The 20,460-nt window shown below is 62.2% G+C and carries 22 protein-coding genes; 12 read left to right on the top strand and 10 right to left on the bottom strand.

What is annotated here, in order from left to right; all coding sequences use genetic code 11:
* Positions 1-2 precede the first annotated feature (2 nt).
* From AC1D0Z_RS08195 to AC1D0Z_RS08185, 3 genes are read left to right on the top strand one after another with little or no spacing between them, the layout of a single operon-like run.
* Positions 3-1,097 (top strand): COX15/CtaA family protein, encoded by a 1,095-nt coding sequence (locus tag AC1D0Z_RS08195; protein ID WP_477657754.1) that lies wholly within the window; start codon positions 3-5, stop codon positions 1,095-1,097.
* Positions 1,094-2,014 (top strand): heme o synthase, encoded by a 921-nt coding sequence (gene cyoE, locus AC1D0Z_RS08190; RefSeq protein ID WP_477657753.1) that lies wholly within the window; start codon positions 1,094-1,096, stop codon positions 2,012-2,014. The genes AC1D0Z_RS08195 and cyoE overlap by 4 nt, the downstream gene beginning before the upstream one ends.
* Positions 2,015-2,020: 6 nt before the next feature.
* Complete coding sequence (locus AC1D0Z_RS08185) at positions 2,021-2,659, top strand: SCO family protein (RefSeq protein WP_477657752.1); 639 nt, start codon at positions 2,021-2,023, stop codon at positions 2,657-2,659.
* Between the two features lie 92 nt (positions 2,660-2,751).
* Here AC1D0Z_RS08185 and rpoH read toward each other — a convergent pair whose 3' ends face one another.
* A complete protein-coding gene (gene rpoH / locus AC1D0Z_RS08180; RefSeq protein WP_477657755.1) occupies positions 2,752-3,681 on the bottom strand; it encodes an RNA polymerase sigma factor RpoH in 930 nt (309 codons plus the stop codon).
* Between the two features lie 654 nt (positions 3,682-4,335).
* On the opposite strand from rpoH, the gene AC1D0Z_RS08175 reads away from it, so the two are divergent.
* Complete coding sequence (locus AC1D0Z_RS08175; protein ID WP_477657751.1) at positions 4,336-5,343, top strand: OmpA family protein; 1,008 nt, start codon at positions 4,336-4,338, stop codon at positions 5,341-5,343.
* A 38-nt stretch (positions 5,344-5,381) separates the two neighbouring features.
* Here AC1D0Z_RS08175 and AC1D0Z_RS08170 read toward each other — a convergent pair whose 3' ends face one another.
* The 7 genes from AC1D0Z_RS08170 to AC1D0Z_RS08140 all read right to left on the bottom strand — a co-directional run bounded on the left by AC1D0Z_RS08170 (position 5,382) and on the right by AC1D0Z_RS08140 (position 10,975).
* Positions 5,382-5,675 (bottom strand): hypothetical protein, encoded by a 294-nt coding sequence (locus AC1D0Z_RS08170; protein ID WP_477657750.1) that lies wholly within the window; start codon positions 5,673-5,675, stop codon positions 5,382-5,384.
* Between the two features lie 66 nt (positions 5,676-5,741).
* Positions 5,742-6,206: an Mpo1 family 2-hydroxy fatty acid dioxygenase gene (locus AC1D0Z_RS08165; protein ID WP_477657749.1), complete on the bottom strand. Its 465-nt coding sequence runs from the start codon at positions 6,204-6,206 to the stop codon at positions 5,742-5,744.
* A gap of 149 nt (positions 6,207-6,355) precedes the next feature.
* A complete protein-coding gene (locus tag AC1D0Z_RS08160; protein ID WP_477657748.1) occupies positions 6,356-7,330 on the bottom strand; it encodes a Bug family tripartite tricarboxylate transporter substrate binding protein in 975 nt (324 codons plus the stop codon).
* 26 nt (positions 7,331-7,356) lie between these two features.
* A complete protein-coding gene (locus AC1D0Z_RS08155; protein WP_477657747.1) occupies positions 7,357-8,367 on the bottom strand; it encodes an Ldh family oxidoreductase in 1,011 nt (336 codons plus the stop codon).
* The gene (locus tag AC1D0Z_RS08150) at positions 8,367-9,299 is read right to left on the bottom strand and encodes a hydroxyacid dehydrogenase (RefSeq protein ID WP_477657746.1); all 933 of its coding nucleotides are present in this window, start codon (positions 9,297-9,299) and stop codon (positions 8,367-8,369) included. Before AC1D0Z_RS08150 ends, AC1D0Z_RS08155 begins: the two co-directional genes overlap by 1 nt.
* Positions 9,300-9,408: 109 nt before the next feature.
* Positions 9,409-10,584: a UxaA family hydrolase gene (locus tag AC1D0Z_RS08145; RefSeq protein WP_477657745.1), complete on the bottom strand. Its 1,176-nt coding sequence runs from the start codon at positions 10,582-10,584 to the stop codon at positions 9,409-9,411.
* A 109-nt stretch (positions 10,585-10,693) separates the two neighbouring features.
* The gene (locus AC1D0Z_RS08140; RefSeq protein WP_007862870.1) at positions 10,694-10,975 is read right to left on the bottom strand and encodes a UxaA family hydrolase; all 282 of its coding nucleotides are present in this window, start codon (positions 10,973-10,975) and stop codon (positions 10,694-10,696) included.
* Between the two features lie 166 nt (positions 10,976-11,141).
* Here AC1D0Z_RS08140 and AC1D0Z_RS08135 point away from each other — a divergent pair, with 166 nt between their 5' ends.
* From AC1D0Z_RS08135 to AC1D0Z_RS08125, 3 genes are read left to right on the top strand one after another with little or no spacing between them, the layout of a single operon-like run.
* Positions 11,142-11,894 carry a GntR family transcriptional regulator gene (locus AC1D0Z_RS08135; RefSeq protein WP_477657744.1) on the top strand — a complete coding sequence of 251 codons (753 nt, stop codon included), beginning with the start codon at positions 11,142-11,144 and terminating at the stop codon, positions 11,892-11,894.
* Positions 11,895-11,896: 2 nt separating this feature from the next.
* Complete coding sequence (locus AC1D0Z_RS08130; protein ID WP_477657743.1) at positions 11,897-12,721, top strand: inositol monophosphatase family protein; 825 nt, start codon at positions 11,897-11,899, stop codon at positions 12,719-12,721.
* 7 nt (positions 12,722-12,728) lie between these two features.
* Positions 12,729-13,742: a YeiH family protein gene (locus AC1D0Z_RS08125; protein ID WP_477657742.1), complete on the top strand. Its 1,014-nt coding sequence runs from the start codon at positions 12,729-12,731 to the stop codon at positions 13,740-13,742.
* 24 nt (positions 13,743-13,766) lie between these two features.
* Here the strand turns inward: AC1D0Z_RS08125 and ftsY are convergent, their stop codons facing one another.
* Positions 13,767-14,894 carry a signal recognition particle-docking protein FtsY gene (gene ftsY, locus AC1D0Z_RS08120; RefSeq protein ID WP_477657741.1) on the bottom strand — a complete coding sequence of 376 codons (1,128 nt, stop codon included), beginning with the start codon at positions 14,892-14,894 and terminating at the stop codon, positions 13,767-13,769.
* 73 nt (positions 14,895-14,967) lie between these two features.
* Between ftsY and AC1D0Z_RS08115 the strand changes: the two genes are divergently transcribed.
* From AC1D0Z_RS08115 to AC1D0Z_RS08095, 5 genes are all read left to right on the top strand, one after another.
* Complete coding sequence (locus tag AC1D0Z_RS08115) at positions 14,968-16,440, top strand: M16 family metallopeptidase (protein ID WP_477657740.1); 1,473 nt, start codon at positions 14,968-14,970, stop codon at positions 16,438-16,440.
* Between the two features lie 33 nt (positions 16,441-16,473).
* Entirely contained in the window at positions 16,474-17,874 is a 1,401-nt protein-coding gene (locus AC1D0Z_RS08110; RefSeq protein WP_477657739.1) for a M16 family metallopeptidase, read from the top strand.
* On the top strand, positions 17,871-18,527 hold the full coding sequence (rsmD, locus tag AC1D0Z_RS08105) for a 16S rRNA (guanine(966)-N(2))-methyltransferase RsmD (RefSeq protein WP_477657738.1): 657 nt from the start codon (positions 17,871-17,873) through the stop codon (positions 18,525-18,527). Before AC1D0Z_RS08110 ends, rsmD begins: the two co-directional genes overlap by 4 nt.
* An 80-nt stretch (positions 18,528-18,607) precedes the next feature.
* Complete coding sequence (gene coaD / locus AC1D0Z_RS08100; RefSeq protein ID WP_477657737.1) at positions 18,608-19,117, top strand: pantetheine-phosphate adenylyltransferase; 510 nt, start codon at positions 18,608-18,610, stop codon at positions 19,115-19,117.
* A gap of 1 nt (position 19,118) precedes the next feature.
* Complete coding sequence (locus AC1D0Z_RS08095; protein WP_477657736.1) at positions 19,119-19,388, top strand: YfhL family 4Fe-4S dicluster ferredoxin; 270 nt, start codon at positions 19,119-19,121, stop codon at positions 19,386-19,388.
* 151 nt (positions 19,389-19,539) lie between these two features.
* Here AC1D0Z_RS08095 and pth read toward each other — a convergent pair whose 3' ends face one another.
* A complete protein-coding gene (gene pth, locus AC1D0Z_RS08090) occupies positions 19,540-20,166 on the bottom strand; it encodes an aminoacyl-tRNA hydrolase (RefSeq protein WP_477657735.1) in 627 nt (208 codons plus the stop codon).
* Between the last annotated feature and the right edge of the window lie 294 nt (positions 20,167-20,460).

Raw genomic sequence — 20,460 nt, 5'->3', positions numbered from 1 at the left:
TCATGGGCCTGGCGGTGGCGCTGGGGCCTTTGGCCTGGGTGTGGGTGCACAACAAGAATGCGCCGGTGGCGCAGCGGTTGCGGGTGTTGACGCTGGTCACCTTGTTCCTCACGTTTGACCTGGTGATCTTCGGTGCATTCACGCGGCTCACTGACTCCGGTTTGGGATGCCCCGACTGGCCGGGCTGCTATGGCAGCGCGAGTCCGGTGGGTGCGCAGGTGCACATCGAAGCCGCGCAGACCGCCATGCCGACGGGACCTGTCACGCATTCCAAGGCATGGATCGAGATGATTCACCGCTATCTCGCAACGGGTGTGGGCGTGTTGATACTCACGCTCGCGGTGACGAGCTGGCTGGAGCGCAAGCGCACACCGGTTTCGTTCTGGTGGCCTGCCGTCACGCTGATCTGGGTCTGCCTGCAGGGTGCATTCGGCGCACTCACCGTCACCATGAAGTTATTCCCCGCCRTCGTCACGCTGCACCTGCTGGGCGGCCTGGTGTTGCTGGCGTTGTTGCGTGTGCAGGCGGTGCGGTATGCCCAGGCGCAGGGCGCAAACGCCACACCCCTCTCCGCTCGTCTTCGGCTTGGCGTACTGGCGGCTTTTGCGTTGCTCTGGGCGCAGATTGCACTGGGCGGGTGGGTCAGCACCAACTACGCGGTGTTGGCCTGCACCGATTTTCCCGCTTGCCAGAACTCGCTGTGGCCGGCCATGGACTTCCGCCAGGGCTTCACGCTGTGGCGTGAACTGGGCGCGGGCCATGACGGCGCCAATATCAGCTTTGAGGCGCTCACCGCCATCCACTATGTGCATCGCCTCTTGGCTTACCTCGTGTTCGCTGTGTTCCTCGGGTTAGCCTTTTTCCTGCACCGCGTGCCGGCATTGCGCACGTCCGCGCGCTGGCTCGCGGGGCTCATACTGCTGCAGGCCGTAACGGGCATCAGCAACGCCGTGCTGGGATGGCCGCTGCTGGCCGCAGTCATGCATACCGGCGGTGCCGCAGCCCTTGTCATTGTGCTCAGCGGCGTGGTCTTTTCCAGCCGCAGCGGGGCCTTTGCAGCACATGCGTCAAAATTGAAGCCTAGCGACTCCCTATGAACCCCAGCACCCCGTCCGCCACCCCGGCTTCCACCACGCCGTACGTCCCTTCGAAGTTCGCGCAGTTCTATGCGCTGACGAAGCCGCGCGTCGTGCAACTCATCGTGTTTTGCGCGTTAATCGGCATGGTGCTGGCCGTTCCAGGTGTTCCGTCGTGGCCGGATGTCCGGCTCGCGCTGATAGCCTGCGCCGGCATCTGGCTGGTCGCAGGAGCTGCCGCCGCCTTCAACTGCCTGGTCGAGCAGCAAATCGACTCGCGCATGCGGCGCACCGCCTGGCGTCCCACCGCCAAGGGCGAACTCAGCAACCCGCTCACGCTGTCTTTTTCCGCCGCACTGTGCGCGCTCGGTTCGTGGATTCTTTACGTGTGGGTGAACCCGCTCACCATGTGGCTGACGTTTGCCACCTTCATCGGCTACGCGGTGGTCTACACCGTCATCCTCAAACCGATGACACCGCAGAACATCGTGATCGGCGGCGCCTCGGGCGCCATGCCGCCGGTGCTGGGCTGGGCTGCCATGACGGGCTCGGTCGGCCCGGAGGCGCTGATTCTTTTTCTCATTATTTTTCTCTGGACACCGCCGCACTTCTGGGCACTGGCGCTCTACCGCGTGGAGGACTACCGCAAGTCAGGCCTGCCCATGCTGCCCGTGACGCACGGCAATGAGTTCACGCGCCTGCAGGTGTTCCTCTATACGCTGGTGTTGTTCCCCGCATGCCTTATGCCCTTTATCTTCAAGATGAGCGGCTGGCCCTATCTCGTTGCCGCTGTTGCGCTCAGCATCGGCTTCAGCTGGTATGGCTTTCGCCTGTGGCGCAATTACTCCGACGCGCTGGCACGCAAGACCTTCCGGTTTTCGCTGATTCATCTTTCGGTGCTGTTCGCAGCGCTGCTGCTCGACCACTACCTAGTCTAGGCCCTCATGAAATTCCATCGCGTGCCCCAGCCCGCTTCACCTGTGCGGCGATCCGCTATCAAAACAATAGCTGCTTGCGCTCTGGCAGTGGGCGCTGCAGGCATATTTACCGCATGCGCGCCGGAAAAGCCGCAGTTCAAGAGCATTGACCTCACCGGCGCCGACTACGCGCAAGGCTTCACGCTGGCCGACCACAATGGCCAGGTGCGCACGCTGAAAGACTTTACCGGCAAGGTGGTGGTGGTGTTCTTCGGTTTCACGCAGTGCCCCGACGTTTGCCCGACCTCCATGGCGGAGCTGGCGCAGGTCAAGAAACTGCTGGGCGCCGATGGCGACAAGCTGCAAGCCATCTTCATTACGGTGGATCCGGAGCGCGACACGCCCGAACTGCTCAAGGCCTACATGGGCAATTTTGACCCGACCTTTGTGGCGCTGCGGCCCACGCTCGACCAATTGCCCCAGGTCGCCAAGGACTTCAAGGTGTACTACAAAAAGGTCGACGGCAAAACGCCCGGCAGCTACACCATGGACCATTCCGCCGGCAGCTATATTTTCGACGGCCAGGGGCGCATTCGCCTGTACAACCGCTACGGCAGCGGCGCTGAGGCACTGGCGTCCGACATCCGCCTGTTGCTCAAGTCCTGAGCGAGTCCGTTTCGTACAGCTGTCGCCGGAAAAGAAAAAGCCCGCACATTGCTGTGCGGGCTTTTTTTGTAAGGGGCGTGTGCCTGCGTGTTTCAAGCGTAGGCAGCGAGCACCTTCTTCATCTTCTTCATCGCCGCCACTTCAATTTGGCGGATCCGCTCGGCGCTGACCTTGTACTCGTCGGCCAGGTCATGCAATGTCATGCCACCTGAACCGTCGTCGTTCACCTTGAGCCAGCGCTCTTCCACGATGCGGCGCGAACGCGGGTCGAGATCTTCCAGCGCTGCGGTGATGCCGTCGGAGGCCAGGTTGTCGCGCTGGCGCGATTCCATCAGTGCCGTCGGCTCCTGCGTGGCATCGGCCAGGTAGGCAATCGGGCCAAAGGCGTCTTCGCCGTCATCGCTCGGGCTCGGGTCCAGCAGCACGTCACCGCCGGACATGCGCTGCTCCATCTCGATGACTTCTTCGCGCTTCACGTTCAACGTCTTGGCCATCGAATCGATCTGGCCCTCCGTCAGCGTGTCGCGGTGCGTCGCCACGTCGGCGTCGTCCTTGTAGCCTTGCTTCATCGAGCGCAGGTTGAAAAACAGCTTGCGCTGGGCCTTGGTCGTCGCGACCTTGACCATGCGCCAGTTTTTCAGGATGTACTCATGGATCTCAGCCTTGATCCAGTGCATGGCATAACTCACCAGGCGCACGTTCTGGTCGGGGTCGAAGCGTTTGACGGCCTTCATGAGGCCAATGTTGCCTTCCTGAATGAGGTCACCATGCGGCAGGCCGTAACCCAGATATTTACGCGAAATCGACACCACCAGACGCAAGTGAGAGAGCACTAACTTACCGGCAGAATCGAGATCGTTGTTTTCCTTGAGGTTTTTGGCAAATTCCTGCTCCTGCTCCAGGGTGAGCATGGGGAGACGGTTCACGGCGGAAATATAGGCGTCCAGGTTACCCAGCGGGGGAACCAGCGACCAGGGGTTGACGGCTGTGGACGGGCCCGATTTGGGCGCGACAGCGGTCAGGGAAGCGGGGGAAAGAGCATAAGACACAGCAAGACTCCTTTCGTCTGGTGCTAAATATTAGCACTCTGTTAGAGAGAGTGCTAAGCAATAGGTTCAATGACTCGGATAGCGCAAGGCTAATCGGTGAAAACCCTTGGTATGAGCCGCATTGTGGGCCATTGGTTCAGGAAGATTGGTTTCTGCCTTGTAAATGCGCGGTATCGGTTTGTACCGGTGCCAAACATTGCCGATAGAGAGGTTTGACGTTCATTTGCTATGTATTTAATAGCTGCTTGCGCCCGTCCTTATTGGGCTAAGGGCGATTTTTATGACTGATCCGGGTTCGTTGCACGGGATTGTTTTACCAGTTTTCATGATGAAATTGGCGTTTCACCCAAGAGGGACGGGCGCAAGTAGCTACTAATTTGATAGCAATCGGCGCACTGGATTTGCCTGGAATACACCCCGGGGCAGGGTGCTTTCCACTTACACGCTTCATGGCGCGGCCACACGTTGGATTGGGACCACAAAACTCTGATTTGTGCCCGGCCCGCGAGCGCAAATCGGTGAAAAAATTGGCATTTTGGGCCGCGTTGCGGACTGTTACCGCGCGCCGCCGCAGCAAAAAAGAGGAAGGCCCTATCCTCCCGGAAGTTTTTTACAAGGGAGAAGTGCATGTTGATTCGCAGTCTGTTTGCCGGGACTTTCGTGCTGGCCATTGCAACCGTAGCCGGCGCGCAGGATGCCAAAGGCGGCAAGGACCATCCCTTGATGTCCCGTTATCAGGGTTCACGGCTGATTGCCTGGCGCACGACACCGTTTGCCGAGGTCAAGCCCCTGAAGCTGCTGACGGAGAGTGTTGCGAAAGAGAAAAAGCTGGATCCCGGCCTTGCCGTGGAAGGTGAGGTGCAGGAGCTTTTTTATGTCTCGCCCAAGGGCCGCAACGCACTCGAAGTGCAGCGCAACTATGAAGCAGCCCTGAAGCAGGCCGGTGCCACGCTGGTCTATACCTGCATGGACGGGGCCTATGGCTGCCACAGCCGCGGCGGCCCCGCTGGCGACATCCTGCTGAATGGCCCGATCCCGGATTCGCAACGCATCAACAGCGGCGTGTATGTCGCCTTTGGTGCGCTCGCCACCAACTTGCGGTTTTCCCTTTTCAAGCTAAGCCGCGCCGGCGCAGACAGCTACGTCACGGTGTATTCGGTGGACTCACCCGCCGACGCCAAAGACTACGCAGGCTCCGCCGCGACGTATTTGCAAATCGTGCAGCCCAAGGCCGTGGAAACCGGCAAGGTGAGTGTGCTCAGCGCCAAACAGATCGGCAGCGGCTTGAGTGCTGAAGGCAAAATTTCCCTGTACGGCATTTACTTCGACACCGGCAAGGCTGACATCAAGCCTGAGTCAAAACCGCAGCTGGCCGAAATGGCCAGCCTGTTGAAGGACAACGCTGCACTGAGGGTCTTCATCGTCGGCCACACGGACAACCAAGGGCAATTTGACGCCAACCAGGCGCTGTCGCAGCGCCGGGCGGAGGCCATTGTTGGCGCGCTGGTCAAGGACTACAAGCTTGATGTCAAGCGCTTGTCAGCCCGGGGTGCTGCCAACATCGCGCCGGTGGCCAGCAACGCCAATGAGGCCGGCCGCGCAAAAAACCGGCGCGTGGAGCTGGTGGAACAATGACGAAAAACGGCAGGGCGCCTGCAGCGGGCCCGGCGTATTCAGGGCAGGCGTTTGTCGTCACGCACTTCGCGTACTTCGACATCCACCACATCGGCCGCACGCTGGCCGGCCGGGGTGCTCTGGGCAGGGCCTCCGGGCCACATGCCCTGGGGTGAATAGCGCTGGAAGCGGCCAAACACCATGGCGGGCGCCGGTTTACGCCCGGTGATGAGCGATCTGAGGAGGCTTAGCGCCACGACGACAAGCGCCGCGAGCAGCAAGCTTACGGCGAACACCGCCGCGAAGATGCCCAGCAGGAGTTTGAGGAAAAAACGCAGGATATTGCGGATCAAACGAAGTGCCTGTAAAGGTTAAACCTTGAAAGTGGAGGCCGCAACGGCGTTTTCAAGCGGGATTGGTCACCAGCGAATTCCAAGCCGCACAAAGAGCTTGCTCAGCACAAACAGCGGACCGACCCAGAGATACTGGATATCTTCAAAAAAAGAAGGCTTCTTGCCTTCGATCTTGTGGCCGATGAATTGCAGGATCCATGCGCCTACGAAAATACCGGCGCAGATCGGCRACACCCATGGCCCCATGGCGAACACCACGCCCAGAAACAGCACGGACCAGAGTGCCATGGTCACAAAGAACACCGCGGACAGGCGGGCGTAATAAACCATGCTGGCGGCGACAAATGCATAGGCGACATAGGGATGAAGCGCAAACATCATGCCGACCAGGCTCAGCATGATGAGCGGGATGGCAATGAAGTGGATCACTTCGTTGCGCGGGTTCTGGTGGCTTTCGCCGTAGTGCGCCAGCAACTGGTCTACCTTGCGTGGCCCGGTGGCGGTATCGTGAGTCTGCGCGATGTCGTTCATGTAATGTCTCCAAGGGCGGGAATCGCCTCTGGGCGAAATTTTCCGTCACGTGCCGTGAACGAGAGCGAAGTTTTACAAAACGTAACGCAGGCCGCGGACGGCCTGCGTGCTTTTGTTGCCGGGTGTGCCGGCCGGCTGCAGTTACTGCATCAGGTGGGTGTGATTTTCGCGGTCTTGATAATCCGGCTCCAGCGGTCTATTTCGCTTTTCAGGAAGCGGGCGAATTCCTCAGAGCCCTTTTGCGAGACACGAAAGCCTTGTTGTTTGGCGCGCTCTTCCACCTCAGCGCTGTACATGATCTTGATGATCTCGCGCGAGTATCTGTCCACAATGTCATCCGGCGTCTTGGCCGGGAGCATGGCCCCTGTCCAGTTCTCGACAAAGAGGCCAGGCATGCCGGCTTCCAGCGCGGTCGGAACATCGGGAACCCCCGGATGCCGGCCCAGGCTACAGATCGCGATCGCGCGCAGTTTTCCACCTTTGACGTGCGCGATCGATTCCGGATAGTTGGAAAAGACGACGTCCAGCTGGCCACCGATCAGGTCGACCATCGAGGGTGCACCACCACGGTAGGGCACATGGATCATCTTGGACTTGTTCAGCTCGCAGAACAAAGCCATGGTCAGGTGCGCCGGGGTGCCGTTGCCGCTCGAGCCCGCGCTCAGCTGTTTGGTTTTGGACACGGCCATCAGGTCCTTGAAGTCCTTGATGGGACTGCCGGTGGGAACCACGACCAGCATCGGCGAATTGGCCATCAGGGCGACCGGGCGCAGGTCTTTGGTGAAGCTGTAAGCCGCATTGGGATACAGGGACACGTTCGCGGCATGCGTCAACGTGATGGCCAGGATCGTGTTGCCGTCGGGCGCCGATTTGGCGACCTGCTCGGCGCCGATCTGCGCGTTTCCGCCAGCCTTGTTTTCGACAATCACGGGAGTCTTCCATGCTTCGGACAGCTTTTGGGCAACCGTGCGGGCCATCATGTCGGTGAGGCCGCCGGGCGTGAACGGGACCACATACTTGATGGTGCTGCCCGGTTTGGGAAAAGCCTGCTGGGCCAGCCCCAGTCCGGGAACGCCCACCAGGGCCGCACCTGCCGATGCCAATACGATGTCACGACGTTTCATGGTTACTCCTCTTGATTGAATAATTGTTAACTCACTAACTGATCCAGCTGCGATTTGAGTGCGTCGGGAATGCTGAGTCCCGCCTGTAGTGCTTTCGTTTCGAGTGCGATGCGCCGCGCACCGGCCATGCGTACACCTTCGTCTAATAGCATTTCGGCGATCACGGTTTCCATGCGTTCAAAGTAAGTGTCTGTGCCTGCAAGCGCGCCCGGGTCAATCAGGATGAATGCCTGGCCGATACGGGGTTGATTGCCTTCATCGACAAAGAATGATGATGCCTCAAAAGCAAACTGCGCGCCAATCACGGCTGTCACCAGCAGCTCCACCATCAACGCCAGCATTGAACCTTTGGGGCTGCTTACGGCACCCAGCGGCAACATGGAGCCTTCCAGGGCCGCCTGTGCATCGGTGGTGGGCCGGCCTTGCGTGTCCAGCGCCCAGCCCAGCGGAATGGCCTTGCCTTCCTTGGCGGCAACCATCACCTTGCCGCGTGCAACTTCACTGAGCGACAGGTCGATCAACAGTGGGTCGGCATTTCTGCGGGGAAACGCGGCCGCAATCGGGTTGGTTCCGAAGACCGGGTGCTTGCCGCCCGCCGCCGGCATGGCTGCCGGTGCATTGGCAAAGCCCAGGCCGACCAGGCCCGCATCGGTTGCGGCACGCAGATGGTCCACCAGCACGCCGCAATGATGGCTGTTGGTGACACCGACAAAACACACACCGAGTTCGCGTGCAGTTGCGATGGCAGTGGAAATGGCCAGGTCACAGGCGGGGAAGGCCAGGCCCTGTTTGGCATCCACGAGCACGGCCGCACCTTTTCTGTGCGCCACGACGGCGACCGCAGCGCCGTCGGCACGGCCGTTGCGCAGATGAGTGGCGTATTGCGGCAMGCGGCTCAAGCCATGCGAAGCGAGCCCTTGCGCTTCGGCGCGAACCAGTGCTCTCGCGGTGGTGGCCGCCATGGCTTCTGCCGCGCCCGCCTTGCGCAGTGCCAGCGCGGCAAGACGTGTTGCTTCTTCAATAGACAGTTGGACCATTACTTCAGGCTCTCCAGCACCTTGTCGGCGATCATGAACGATACCCGTTCATTTGACTGCATGCTGAGACCTGAAATGTGTGGTGTAAGCAACAGGTTGGGGCATCCTTGCAACGCTACGCTCGCCGGCAGGGGTTCGGCGTCAAAGACATCGAGGGCCGCACCACCCAGTTGCCCGGACCTCAGCGCTGCGCTGACCGCGTCAATGTCCACGATGTGGCCGCGCGAGGTATTGATCAGTACCGCGCCCTTTTTCATCTGGCCAATGCGTGCCGCACTGAACAGCCCGCGCGTCGCATCCACCAAGGGCACGTGCAATGTGACGGCATCCGCACGGCTGATGAGGTCGTCAAGGCTGGCGTGCTGCACACCGGTCTGCGTGAAAACCGGGGCATCGGGCACAAGCGCGGGGTCATAGGCAATCACGTGCATGCCCAGGCCGCGTGCCAGGCGCGCGGTGGTCTGGCCGATGGAGCCGAACCCGATGATGCCCAGCGTTTGCCCGGCAGCTTCACGGCCGTTGCTCAACGCAGTGCGCGGCCACTGGCCGGATGCCACGGCTTCGGTGGAGGCAAACGCACCGCGCAGCAACATCATCGTGCTGGCAACGACATATTCAGCGACGCTGAGCGCATTGGCGCCTGAAGCCGGGATGACCTTGATGCCACGTGCTTCGCAGGCCGGCACGTCAATGTTGTCCAGCCCGACGCCCAGCCGGCCCACCACCTTGCAACGCGTCATTGCGGCGAGCAGCTCGCCACGCACCTGTGTGAGGTTGCGCACGATCAACACGTCGGCCTGGCCCGCCTCGGTTCGCAGGCGGGCGGCGTCGCCCACCAGCTGCGCGTCGTAGAGCACGTCATGTGCCGCTTCAAGCTGCGCCACCGCGCGCTCGTCCATGAATTCACAGATGACAATGCGCGCCCGCGTCATGACACTGCCACCGGCATGTGAGCACAATTTTCCGCCGGGCCGCCCCAAGGAAAATTAGCCCCCTCGGGGGGCAACGCATTACACGAAGTGAAAAGTGTGGGGGCCATGTCTAGGCTGATTCGAACAGGCGCGTCAGCACGAACTCACGGTGGCCGAGCGCTTCCGCGGCGGTCAGGCGGCCGTTGGCGGTGCGCAGCATGTTCTCCAGCAGCTTGTCGCCGGCCTGGTCGAGCGTGATCTCGCGCTGCAGCAACCCGGAGGTGTCCACGTCGATGTGTTCGCTCATCAGGCGCACGGTGCGCGGGTTCGAGCATATCTTGATCACGGGAACAATGGCGTTGCCGATCACGTTGCCCTGGCCTGTGGGGAAGAAGTGCACCGCATAACCCGAGGCGGCGCACAGGGTGACCATTTCGGCCGCGGCGCTGGAGGAGTCCATGAACCACAGTCCCGGGTGCGTGGGCATCTCGGCCTTGTCGATGACGCCGTCGACCGTGCAGACCTTTCCGATCTTCTGGATATTGCCCAGTGCTTTTTCCTCGATGGTCGTGAGGCCGCCGGCGATGTTGCCTTTGGTGGGCTGCGAGTCCGACAGGTCGCTGGTCTTGTGGCGGTTGATCATGTCCTGGTAGCGGTTGAACATGAACATGAACTGGTCGCGCACGGCATCGGTAGCGCAGCGGTCGGCGACAATTTTTTCGCCGCCGGTGATCTCGGAGGTTTCACCGAAGCACAGGTAGTTGCCCAGCGGGTGCAGCTTGTCAAAAGCATTGCCGACGGTGGGGTTGGCGCCGCAGCCGGACGTGGTGTCGGACTCGCCGCATTTGGTGGACACCCAGAGTTCGGAAATGCCGCAGACCTCGCGCTGCTTTTCGCTGGCCCACTGCACGTATTCGCGCGCCGCCTTGGACGCCTTCATGATGGTCTCGTGGTCGCCGTGGCCCTCAATACCGAAGCCCACCACCGGTTTGCCGGTTTTGGCGATGCCGTCCACCACTTTTTTGGTCCAGCTGTCTTCAATACCGATCACCACGACGGCGGCAACATTGGGGTTGCAGCCGGCACCGATCAGGGTGCGAAAGTGCAGCTCCAGGTCGGCGCCGAATTGCAGCCGCCCATAGGGGTGCGGAATCGCCATGCCGCCCTTGATGTTGTGGGCCACCGCTTCGGCCGCTGCATTGGAGAGGTCGTCCAGCGGCAGGATGATGACGTGGTTGCGCACGCCGACGCGGCCGTTTTCACGGCGGTAGCCTAGAAATGTGGTGTTTTTATCGATGACTGACATGGGGTGTTCCTAGATAAATTATTCTTTCAAGCAATCGACGTGGATCTGGCTTTGCCAGGCCACAGGCGATGCCCCCTGGGGGGAGGCGGCCGCAGGCCGCTTCGGGGGGTTACCATCTTTTGGTTTTGATGTTATGGACGTGGGCGTGCTGGCCGGCCTTGATGTTGGCAACGACCTTGCCCATGTCGATGCCGTACTTCAGCACGGTGTCCCCGACAGCCATGTCCTTGAGCGCCACTTTGTGCCCGATCGGGATGTCCTGCTGGGCCTGCACATTGATCATGCGGTCCTCGTCCATGATCCAGCCGGTCATGGCGGTTCCTGCCTTCACACCTTCCACCACCACAACGGCCACGGTGTCTTTGGCGTCATGTAATACAAAATGAATCATGGGGTCTCCGGATGGCCTGATGGCCTGAGTTAAATCGAGTTGCCAGTTTTATGGGCCGGCAACACCTTGTCAATTCACTCATATATATGACTTGTACGACTGCTTCATCGGTGTTTCAATGGCGGCCGTGAAGGTCAAAAATACGTCGGCGCCATTGCGCCCCCTGATGAGCGAAGAGGCCATGCCCCTGTACCGCCAGGTCAAGCGTGAGCTGCAAAAACTCATTGAAGCCGGGCACTATGGTCCGGGTAAACCCCTGCCCAGCGAGGCGGATATTGCCGCGGGCCTGCAGGTCAGCATAGGCACGCTGCGCCATGCCGTTGACGAACTGGTGCATGAGCATGTGCTGATCCGGCGGCAGGGCAAAGGAACCTTTGTGGCACCGCACAACGACGCCCGGTTCATGTTCCAGTTTTTCCACGTGGAGCCGCGCTGGAACTTCGGGGACGACGACGCCGCGCGGGACCGCGACTACCCGGACATCGACTGCATCGCATTTGGGCGCGAGCGCGCGTCGGAGCAGGAGGCCGCCGCGCTGCGCATCAAGCCGGGCGAGCCCGTGTTCAGGGCGGAAAACCGTCTCGCCCTGCAAGGCCGGGTGGTGATGCATGACCGGCTGTCCATCCCGGCGGCGCTGTTTCGCAACCTCACCGAAAAGCGTTTTGTGGAAAGGCCCGGCACGATCTACGCCCTCTACCAGACCGACTTTGGCATTACCGTGCTACGCGCGCAGGAACGCGCGCGCGCAGCAGCGGTGGACCGCACCCATGCACGCCTGCTGGGGCTGGCTGCGGGCTCACCGGTGATGGAGGTCCACCGGCTGGCCCTGACCTTTGGGGACAAGCCCGTGGAATACCGGATATCCACCATCAACACCCAGGCGCACGACTATGTCAGTGTGCTGGCCAAAAGGACATGAGCATGGACCTTGCCGTGTTGCTGGAGAAAACCCGGCGCGTGGGCGTGGAGGCGGCCGCGCGCCTGCGCGAAGCAGCAGCCGAGCTGCAACCGGTGGATGTCCGCCAGAAAGCGCCCGGTGACTGGGTTACGCGCTTTGACCGCGAAGTGGAAGAGGGCTTGCGCAGCGCGTTGCTGGAGGCCTTGCCGCAGAGCGGTTTTGTCGGCGAAGAAAGCGGCGGCGAATTGACGGGGCACCCCACCTGGCTGGTCGACCCGATTGACGGTACGGCAAACTTTGCCCGAGGGTATCCGCAGTACGCCGTATCGATTGCCTTGTGTGTGGACCGGCAACCGGTGCTGGGTGTGACGGTGGATCCTTCCCGCCACGAAACCTTTAGCGCGGCAACGGGCCTCGGCGCGCACATGAACGGCGAGCGCCTGGTTTGTTCTGCAGCGCGCAGCGAGAGGGAATGCCTGGTTTCGACAGTGTTTCCAAAACCGGGGGCGTTGTTCATGGACGAATACCTGCGCGAGTTTGGTGCTGTCCTGAAAACCTTCGGCCAGGTTCGCAGAAGCGGCTCCATGGCGCTGGAACTCGCCTATGTGGCGGCTGGCCGCGCCGATGCCTTCTGGGAGCGCGGCATGGGCGCGTGGGACGCCGCGGCCGGGCTGGTGCTGCTGCGCGAAGCCGGCGCCACCATGCGGGCCATGGACGGCTTGCCGCTGTTGCAGAGCCGGATGCTGGTGGCGGGTAGCCCCGCTGGTGCGGCGCTGCTGGAAAAAATTCTCATGCATTACCCGGATGGCCCAAACCCTCCGACCCATTCATCCAACATGTCTGTCTGATACCTCCATGATTTTCCAATGGCGCATGGCGCTGGCTTCCCACTTTCCCGGCGTGCTGGTGTGCATGGTGATTGCATTGGCCGCAACTTTCATCTCCGAGCACTATGGTGGCCCCCAGTTACTCTATGCCTTGCTGATCGGCCTGGCGTTCCATTTTCTCAACAGCCACCCCAAGGCGGCCAAAGRCATCGGTTTTTGCGGCCGCACGGTGCTGCGCGTGGGGGTTGCGCTGTTGGGCGCCCGCATCACGTTTGCGCAAGTGGCCCAGCTGGGGGCTGGAACCGCAGTGGTCATTGTGCTGGCGGTGGTGTTGACGATTTTGCTGGGCGTGCTGCTGGCGCGCTGGCTGAAATGTTCGCGCGATGAAGGGCTGCTGTCAGGCAGCGCTGTGGCCATCTGCGGTGCGTCGGCGGCGCTGGCGGTGTCTTCGGTGTTGCCCCAGACGAAAGAAAACGAACGCTTCACGTTGCTGGCCGTGGTCGGTGTCACGGTGCTGTCAACGCTGGCAATGGTGGTCTATCCCTTCAGCCTGCAGGTGATCGGGCTCCTGCCGGGCCAGGCTGGCATCGTCCTGGGCGGCTCGATCCATGACGTGGCGCAGGTGGTGGCGGCTGGCATGATGCTCGGCCCGCAGGCTGGCGACACGGCCACCGTGGTCAAGCTGTTTCGCGTCATGATGCTGATGCCCATCGTGTTGCTGATGGCGGTGCTGTACCGCAACCACCCGGCCGTCAAGGTGCCCGAAACAGAGGTGCCGCTGGTGCCGGGCTTCCTGATTGCCTTTGTCGTGCTGGTCATGCTGGCCAGCGCTGGCCTCATTGCGACGCCGGTGGTTCAACTCGCCAGCGACACATCGCGCTGGATGCTGGTGACGGCCATTGCCGCTGCGGGTGTGAAGACCAGTTTTGAAGACTTGCTCAAGCTGGGCTGGAAGCCTGTGGCGCTGCTGCTGGCCGAGACCGTTTTTATCGTGGCCTTTGTGGTGGTCTCGGTGCTGCTGCTGAAACTCGGAATACCGTAAACCGAACGCGGCAACTTCGGTGGTTTAACCCAGCAAAGCCTGCGCAAATTCACGTGCGTTGAAGGTTTCCAGGTCTTCCAGCTGCTCGCCCACGCCGATGAAATACACCGACACCGGGCGCAGTGTGGGTGAGGCAATGGCGCGTTCGCGAGCCCACAGCGCAATCGCCGCCAGCACGCCGCCCTTGGCCGTGCCGTCCAGCTTGGTCACGATGAGGCCGGTCAGCTGCAATGTCTCGTCAAAGGCCTTGACCTGGGCCAATGCGTTTTGCCCGGTGTTGCCGTCAATGACCAGCAGCACCTCGTGGGGTGCGGTGGCATCCGCCTTTTGCACCACGCGTTTGATCTTGCGCAGCTCTTCCATCAGGTGCAACTGCGTCGGCAGGCGGCCGGCCGTGTCGACCAGCACCACGTCCTTGCCGCGCGCCTTGCCTGCGCTCACGGCGTCAAAACTCACGGCGGCCGGGTCGCCGCCTTCCTGGCTGACGATCTCTACCGTATTGCGGTCGGCCCAGACGCTGAGCTGCTCACGTGCTGCGGCGCGAAAGGTGTCAGCTGCTGCCAGCAGCACCGAAGCGCCCTCACTGGCCAGGTGCCGCGTGAGCTTGCCGATGGACGTGGTCTTGCCGGCACCGTTGACGCCGGTCACCATGATCACGGTGGGCTGGTACTGGCCAATCACCAAGGGCTGCTCCAGCGGCCTGAGCAGTTGGGTGATCGAGTCCACCAGCGCATTCTTGACGGCCACCGGGTGTGTCATGCCGCCTTCCTTGACGCGGCGCTTGACGTCAGCCAGCAGGTGTTCGGTGGCCTTGCTGCCGGCGTCGGCCATCAGCAGGGCGGTTTCCAGGTCTTCGTAAAGCGCATCGTCGATGCGGCTGCCGGTGAAAACCGTCGAGATGCTGGAGCCGGTCTTGCGCAGACCCGCCTGGAGCTTGCTGAGCCAGCGTTCCCGCTCGGGGGCTACGGCGCCCGGAACCGGAATGGCGATAGGGGTCACCAGCGCGCTGCCAATCAAACCTCCGCCCGCAGGGGCAGGCGTTGGCGCGGCTACGGGGTCCAGAGCGGATCCGCCGGCCGGGGAGGGCGCATCTGGCGCAGGAGACACCGGTGGGGCAGGAGGGGGGGATTTTTTCTTGAAAAAACTGAACATTGGGTATGCTTGCGGAGTCCTAGTGGGCTGTTGCACCGTTGCGGGGCAACGTACAGCGCCACACAGCTATTCTATGAAACACCCTAGGCAATCCCTTTTGACCTGTCCAGTACCCCTTCCCCACCCCGTTTTTCGCCTTTTCCACGCCCCGGCCGCCTTGCTGGCGCTGTGTCTGGCCGGCGGGGCCCTTGCGCAGGCGCCCGCGCCCGCACCGGCGGTGGAACAGTTCACGCTGGCCAACGGCCTCACGGTCATCGTCAAGCCGGACCACCGCGCCCCCACGGTGGCCCACATGCTGTGGGTGCGTGTGGGCTCCATGGATGAGGTCGACGGCACGTCGGGCGTGGCCCATGCGCTGGAACACATGATGTTCAAGGGCACGGCGAAGGTCAAACCGGGGGAGTTTTCAAAACGCATAGCCGCCCTGGGCGGACGCGAAAACGCGTTTACCGGCCGCGACAACACGGCCTACCACCAGCAGATTCCGGCCAGCAAGCTGGAAGACGTCATGCGCCTGGAGGCCGACCGTTTCACCGGCAACCAGTGGGCCGACGATGAATTCAAGCGCGAGATCGAGGTTGTCAAGGAAGAGCGGCGCCTGCGCACCGAAGATTCGCCGCGCGCGATGCTGTACGAGCAGCTGACCGCCATGACGTTTACCGCCTCGCCTTACCGGCGCCCGGTGGTCGGCTGGATGAGCGACATCGAGGCCATGACACCTGACGATGCGCGCGATTTTTACCGCCGCTGGTATGTGCCTGCCAATGCTGCCGTGGTTGTCGCCGGGGATGTCGACGTCGCCCAGGTCAAAAAGCTGGCAGAAAAATACTATGGCGGCATCCCCGCGCACGCTGTCCCCGTGCGCAAGCCGCGTGCTGAGCCCGTACAGGCCGGTGTGCGCCGCATGGACTTCAAGGCGCCGGCCAGCCAGGCCTATGTCAGCATGGTTTTCAAGGTGCCCAAGCTCGAGCCGGCAGACCTGGCCACGCCGGCCGCTGGCGCCAGCCGCGACGCGCTGGCCTTGACCGTGCTGGCCGCGGTGCTGGACGGCTACACCGGCGCCAGGCTTGACCGCGCGCTGGTGCAGCAGTCCCGCGTGGCCGACAGTGCCGGTGCATCCAATGGGCTGATGGGCCGGGGGCCGCAGGTCTTTTCGCTCGATGGTGTGCCCGCTGCCGGCAAGACCGCCCAACAGGTGGCCGACGCGCTGCGCGAGCAGGTGGCCAAAGTGGCACGCGAAGGCGTGAGCGAGGCCGAACTGAACCGCGTCAAGACGCAGTGGGTGGCCAGCGAGACCTACAAGCTCGACTCGGTGTTTAACCAGGCGCGCGAACTCGGCTCCCACTGGGTGCAGGGCCTGCCGCTGGATGCCAGCGAACGCATCATTGCCGCCCTGCGCAGCATCACGGGCGCCGAGGTGCAGGCCGTGGCCGCGAAATATTTTGGCGACGACCAGATGACGATGGCAACGCTGTTGCCACAGCCGCTGGACCCGAACCGCAAGCCGCGCCAGGGCACTGCGCCCGCCGGTGACCTGCAGCGTTGAGCTGCGCCCACGTATCCGAAAATGGTTGTTCATATGATTGCTATTAAAACGATAGCTGCTTGCGCCCGTCGTATGGGCGCCGCAGGCATTTTTGGCTTGTTTTTTCACTCGATCGCGATGGCCGCGCTGCCCATCCAGCACTGGACGCAGCCGAACGGCGCCAAGGTTTACCTGGTCGAAAGCCCGGCGATTGCCATGCTGGATGTGCAGATCGACCTGGATGCCGGCAACCGGCGCGACCCTGCCGACAAAGCCGGCCTTGCCAGCATGATGGCCGGCCTGCTGGAAAAAGGCGTGCGTGCCAGCAATGGCTTGGGGCCGGAGGTCCTTTGTGGAGGGCTGTGTGTTCCGGACCCGGCACTCGACGAAAATGCGCTCAGCGAAGCCTGGGCTGATCTGGGCGCGCAGTTCAATGCCGGCACCACGTCCGACCGCCTGAGCTTTTCACTGCGTACCCTGACCGACCCGGCGCTGCTGGACAAAGCCACTGCGCTGGCCGCGCGTGAGATCGCCGAGCCAGCATTTCCCGACACCGTGTGGCAACGCGAACGTGCACGCCTGCAGGCGTCGATCCGCGAGTCCTATACCCGCCCGGCCAGCGTCGCCAGCCGCGCCTACACACCGGCGGTGTACGGCACGCATCCCTACGGCTATGAAGTCACGGAAGAAAGCCTGGCCCGCATCAGCGTGGCCGACATGCGTGCCCTACACGCAGCGGGCGTCACGGCTTGCCGCGCGCGCATCAGCATGGTGGGCGCCGTGACGCGCGCACAGGCCGATGCTATCGCCACAAAATTGCTCTCGCGCCTGCCGCAAACGGCTTGCGCCAGCCTGCCGCCGCTGCCAGCCGTGGCTGAGGTCGCGCCGCTGGCTGCACCGGTGGAAAAACGCATCCCTTTTGCATCCGCGCAGGCGCAGGTGCTGATCGGCCAGCCGGGCTACAAACGCTCGGACCCAGACTACTTCGCCCTGACGGTGGGCAACTACATCCTGGGCGGCGGCGGTTTTGTCTCGCGCCTGACCCAGGAAGTGCGTGAAAAGCGCGGTCTGACGTACGGCGTGTCGAGCTACTTCTCACCGGCCCTGCACGCGGGCGCCTTCACCATCAGCATGCAGACCCGGCCTGACCAGGCTGCGCAAGCCGTGGACCTGGTGCGCAAAGTGGTGGCTGACTTTGTCGCCAACGGCCCGCTGGAGACCGAACTCAAGGMGGCGAAGGACAACCTGGTGGGCGGCTTTGCCTTGCGCATTGACAGCAACCGCAAGCTCCTTGACAACGTGTCGAGCATTGCCTGGAACGACCTGCCGCTGAACTACCTCGATACCTGGACGCAGCAGGTCGACAAGGTCACCGTGGCCGACGTCAAGGCGGCTTTTGCGCGCAAGCTGCAGCCGGAAAAAATGGTCACTGTTATCCTTGGCGCCGCACCATGAAGTACACGCCCGCTCCTACCCCAACACCTGCCAGCCCCAAAAACCCCCGTGCCAAAAGTGGCAAGGTGGTGGCCCGCAAAACCGTTCCCCCAGGTGAAATCCGCATCATCGGCGGCTTGTACAAACGCACCAAATTGCCGGTGCCCAACAAGCCGGGCCTGCGGCCCACGCCCGACCGCGTGCGCGAAACCCTTTTCAACTGGCTGGGCCAGGACCTGACAGGCTGGCGCTGCATCGACGTGTTTGCCGGCACCGGTGCGCTGGGCTTTGAGGCCGCTTCGCGCGGGGCGGCCGATGTGCTGCTGTGCGAGCAGGACCCCGCGCTGGCGCAGCAGCTCAAGACGGTGCAGGCAAAGCTCAAGGCTGACATGTGCCGCATTGAGCGGGGCGACGGGCTGAGCGCCTTGAAACGCGTTGCGCCTGGCAGCCAGCAACTGGTGCTGCTCGACCCGCCGTTTGAGTCAACGGTGTACGAAGCCACCCTCAAAGCTGCAGCGCAGGCCATCGGCCCGACCGGGCTGGTCTATCTGGAGGCCCCCAAACCCTGGACCGACGAAGAATTGGCACCCCTGGGTCTGCAGGTGCACCGCAGCGGCAAGGCCGGCGCCGTGCATTTCCACCTTCTGGCCGCTCTGGGTACACCGGCGGACTGAAGCGCCGACCGGCCTTGCCTGCCTCGTGGTTACAGGGCGGGAATTGACGGGCCAAAGGGCGGGCCGGGCATAATTCCCCTATGGCCACCCCCCGCACCGCTGTTTATTCCGGCACGTTTGACCCGTTCACACTGGGCCACGACGACGTGGTGCGCCGCGCTGCCGGGCTTTTTGACCGGCTTGTCATTGCCGTGGCCACCGCCCACCACAAAAAAACGCTGTTTACGCTGGATGAGCGCGTCGCGCAGGTGCGGGCCGCAACTCAGGGCATCGCTGGGGTCACGGTGCTGCCATTTGACGGCCTGATCATGGATTTCTGCGCTGCGCAAAAGGCCTCAGCCGTGGTGCGCGGCGTCCGCAACGTGACTGACTTTGACTACGAAGCGCAGATGGCAGCCATGAACCGCAAGCTTCGCCCTGAGGTGGAAACGGTGTTTCTGCTGCCCGATGCGCCGCTGCAATGCATCAGCAGCACGCTGGTACGCGAGATCAGCAAGCTGGGCGGTGATGTCGGCGAGATGGTGAGCCCGGCGGTGGCGGCTGCCCTGGGGGCGGCACACCAGGCGGTTAAAGCCGGCAAGGGGAGCTGACATGGCCCTGATGATCACCGACGAGTGCATCAACTGCGACGTCTGCGAACCCGAATGCCCCAACCAGGCGATCTACCTGGGCAAGGAAATCTACGAGATCGACCCGCACAAATGCACCGAATGCGTGGGCCATTTCGATGAGCCCCAGTGCGTGCAGGTCTGCCCCGTCGCCTGTATCCCCATCAACCCGCAGCACATCGAAACGCGGGAAACCCTGTGGGAAAAATACCAGCGCCTGCAGGCTGTTGTTCCGGTGGTCACGGCTCGCTGACCTGGGGTGCTGGTTTCTGGTTTTCAGGCCCGGTGCGGCTCTGAAGGCATAAATTCACAATCAAATATGCCTCCAGGCCAATAGGGACGGGCGCAAGCAGCTATAAAAACAGTAGCGCCCATCTTCCGTGTGTGAGGCTGGCGCGGCGGTGTCAGTCTTCGCTTTCCGTCTTCGGTTCCACCTTGCGCGGTGGCTTGGGCCGCGGCGGCGTGCTGGTGTGGATCATCATCGTGGCTTTTTCCATCTCGCCTTTGAGTAGCTCCGGCACGGCTTTCAGGCAGCGGTCAATGCATTCCTCAATGGCCGTGCGGTGCTCTGCCGACGGTTTTTTCAGCACCCAGTTGATGACTTCAGCCTTGACGCCCGGATGGCCCACGCCGATGCGCAGGCGCCAGTAGTCGGGCGTGCCCAGCTGCGCGTGGATGTCGCGCAGGCCGTTGTGGCCGGCGTGGCTGCCGCTGAACTTGAGCTTGACCTGGCCGGGCACGATGTCCATTTCATCGTGCGCCACCAGCACCTCTTCTGGCGCTACCTTGAAGAACCGGGCAAGGGCAGCCACGGATTTACCCGAGACATTCATGAAGGTCAGCGGCTTGAGCAGCCAGACATTCTGGCCGTTGATCGTGACGCGTGCCACTTGGCCGTGGTAGCTCTTGTCGAGGCTGAGCGGTGCTTTCAGTTCGCGCGACAGCGCGTCAATCCACCAGAAACCGGCGTTGTGACGGGTGGCTTCGTATTCGGGGCCTGGGTTGCCCAAGCCTACAAACAATTTAATCATTCGGAAGTTTCCATAAATCCAATTCTAGGGTGCATGGCCGCACGCAGCGGAGCGAACACCCGGCGTTCGCCAGTGCCTGGAATTCTCATGCACTGGAGTGCATTCCGGTGTCCTGTGCGCTGTGCGTCTTGCCCTGCATCCCTGGAATTGAATTTCTGAAAACTTCCATTCCGGGGAGCACCATCAAGAAAAACGGCCCTTGTCCTGCGAGAGGACAAGGGCCGTGAGCCTTTTCAGGCCTGTGCCGGAAGTGGATTACTTCTTGGCGGCAGGCTTGGCGGCGTCGGCCTTGGC

This window comes from Polaromonas sp. P1_E3, from assembly GCF_056405935.1.
The sequence above is the reverse complement of the archived record's forward strand: the minus strand, read 5'-3'. Positions and strand labels throughout refer to the sequence as shown.

Coding starts and splice junctions, on each gene's coding strand:
- pth (WP_477657735.1), bottom strand. CDS start 20,166: ATGATTAAATTGTTTGTAGGCTTGGGCAACCCAGGCCCCGAATACGAA.
- AC1D0Z_RS08135 (WP_477657744.1), top strand. CDS start 11,142: ATGAGCGAAGAGGCCATGCCCCTGTACCGCCAGGTCAAGCGTGAGCTG.
- AC1D0Z_RS08150 (WP_477657746.1), bottom strand. CDS start 9,299: ATGACGCGGGCGCGCATTGTCATCTGTGAATTCATGGACGAGCGCGCG.
- AC1D0Z_RS08115 (WP_477657740.1), top strand. CDS start 14,968: ATGAAACACCCTAGGCAATCCCTTTTGACCTGTCCAGTACCCCTTCCC.
- AC1D0Z_RS08145 (WP_477657745.1), bottom strand. CDS start 10,584: ATGTCAGTCATCGATAAAAACACCACATTTCTAGGCTACCGCCGTGAA.
- AC1D0Z_RS08095 (WP_477657736.1), top strand. CDS start 19,119: ATGGCCCTGATGATCACCGACGAGTGCATCAACTGCGACGTCTGCGAA.
- ftsY (WP_477657741.1), bottom strand. CDS start 14,894: ATGTTCAGTTTTTTCAAGAAAAAATCCCCCCCTCCTGCCCCACCGGTG.
- rsmD (WP_477657738.1), top strand. CDS start 17,871: ATGAAGTACACGCCCGCTCCTACCCCAACACCTGCCAGCCCCAAAAAC.
- AC1D0Z_RS08160 (WP_477657748.1), bottom strand. CDS start 7,330: ATGAAACGTCGTGACATCGTATTGGCATCGGCAGGTGCGGCCCTGGTG.
- AC1D0Z_RS08140 (WP_007862870.1), bottom strand. CDS start 10,975: ATGATTCATTTTGTATTACATGACGCCAAAGACACCGTGGCCGTTGTG.
- coaD (WP_477657737.1), top strand. CDS start 18,608: ATGGCCACCCCCCGCACCGCTGTTTATTCCGGCACGTTTGACCCGTTC.
- AC1D0Z_RS08185 (WP_477657752.1), top strand. CDS start 2,021: ATGAAATTCCATCGCGTGCCCCAGCCCGCTTCACCTGTGCGGCGATCC.
- cyoE (WP_477657753.1), top strand. CDS start 1,094: ATGAACCCCAGCACCCCGTCCGCCACCCCGGCTTCCACCACGCCGTAC.
- AC1D0Z_RS08130 (WP_477657743.1), top strand. CDS start 11,897: ATGGACCTTGCCGTGTTGCTGGAGAAAACCCGGCGCGTGGGCGTGGAG.
- AC1D0Z_RS08175 (WP_477657751.1), top strand. CDS start 4,336: ATGTTGATTCGCAGTCTGTTTGCCGGGACTTTCGTGCTGGCCATTGCA.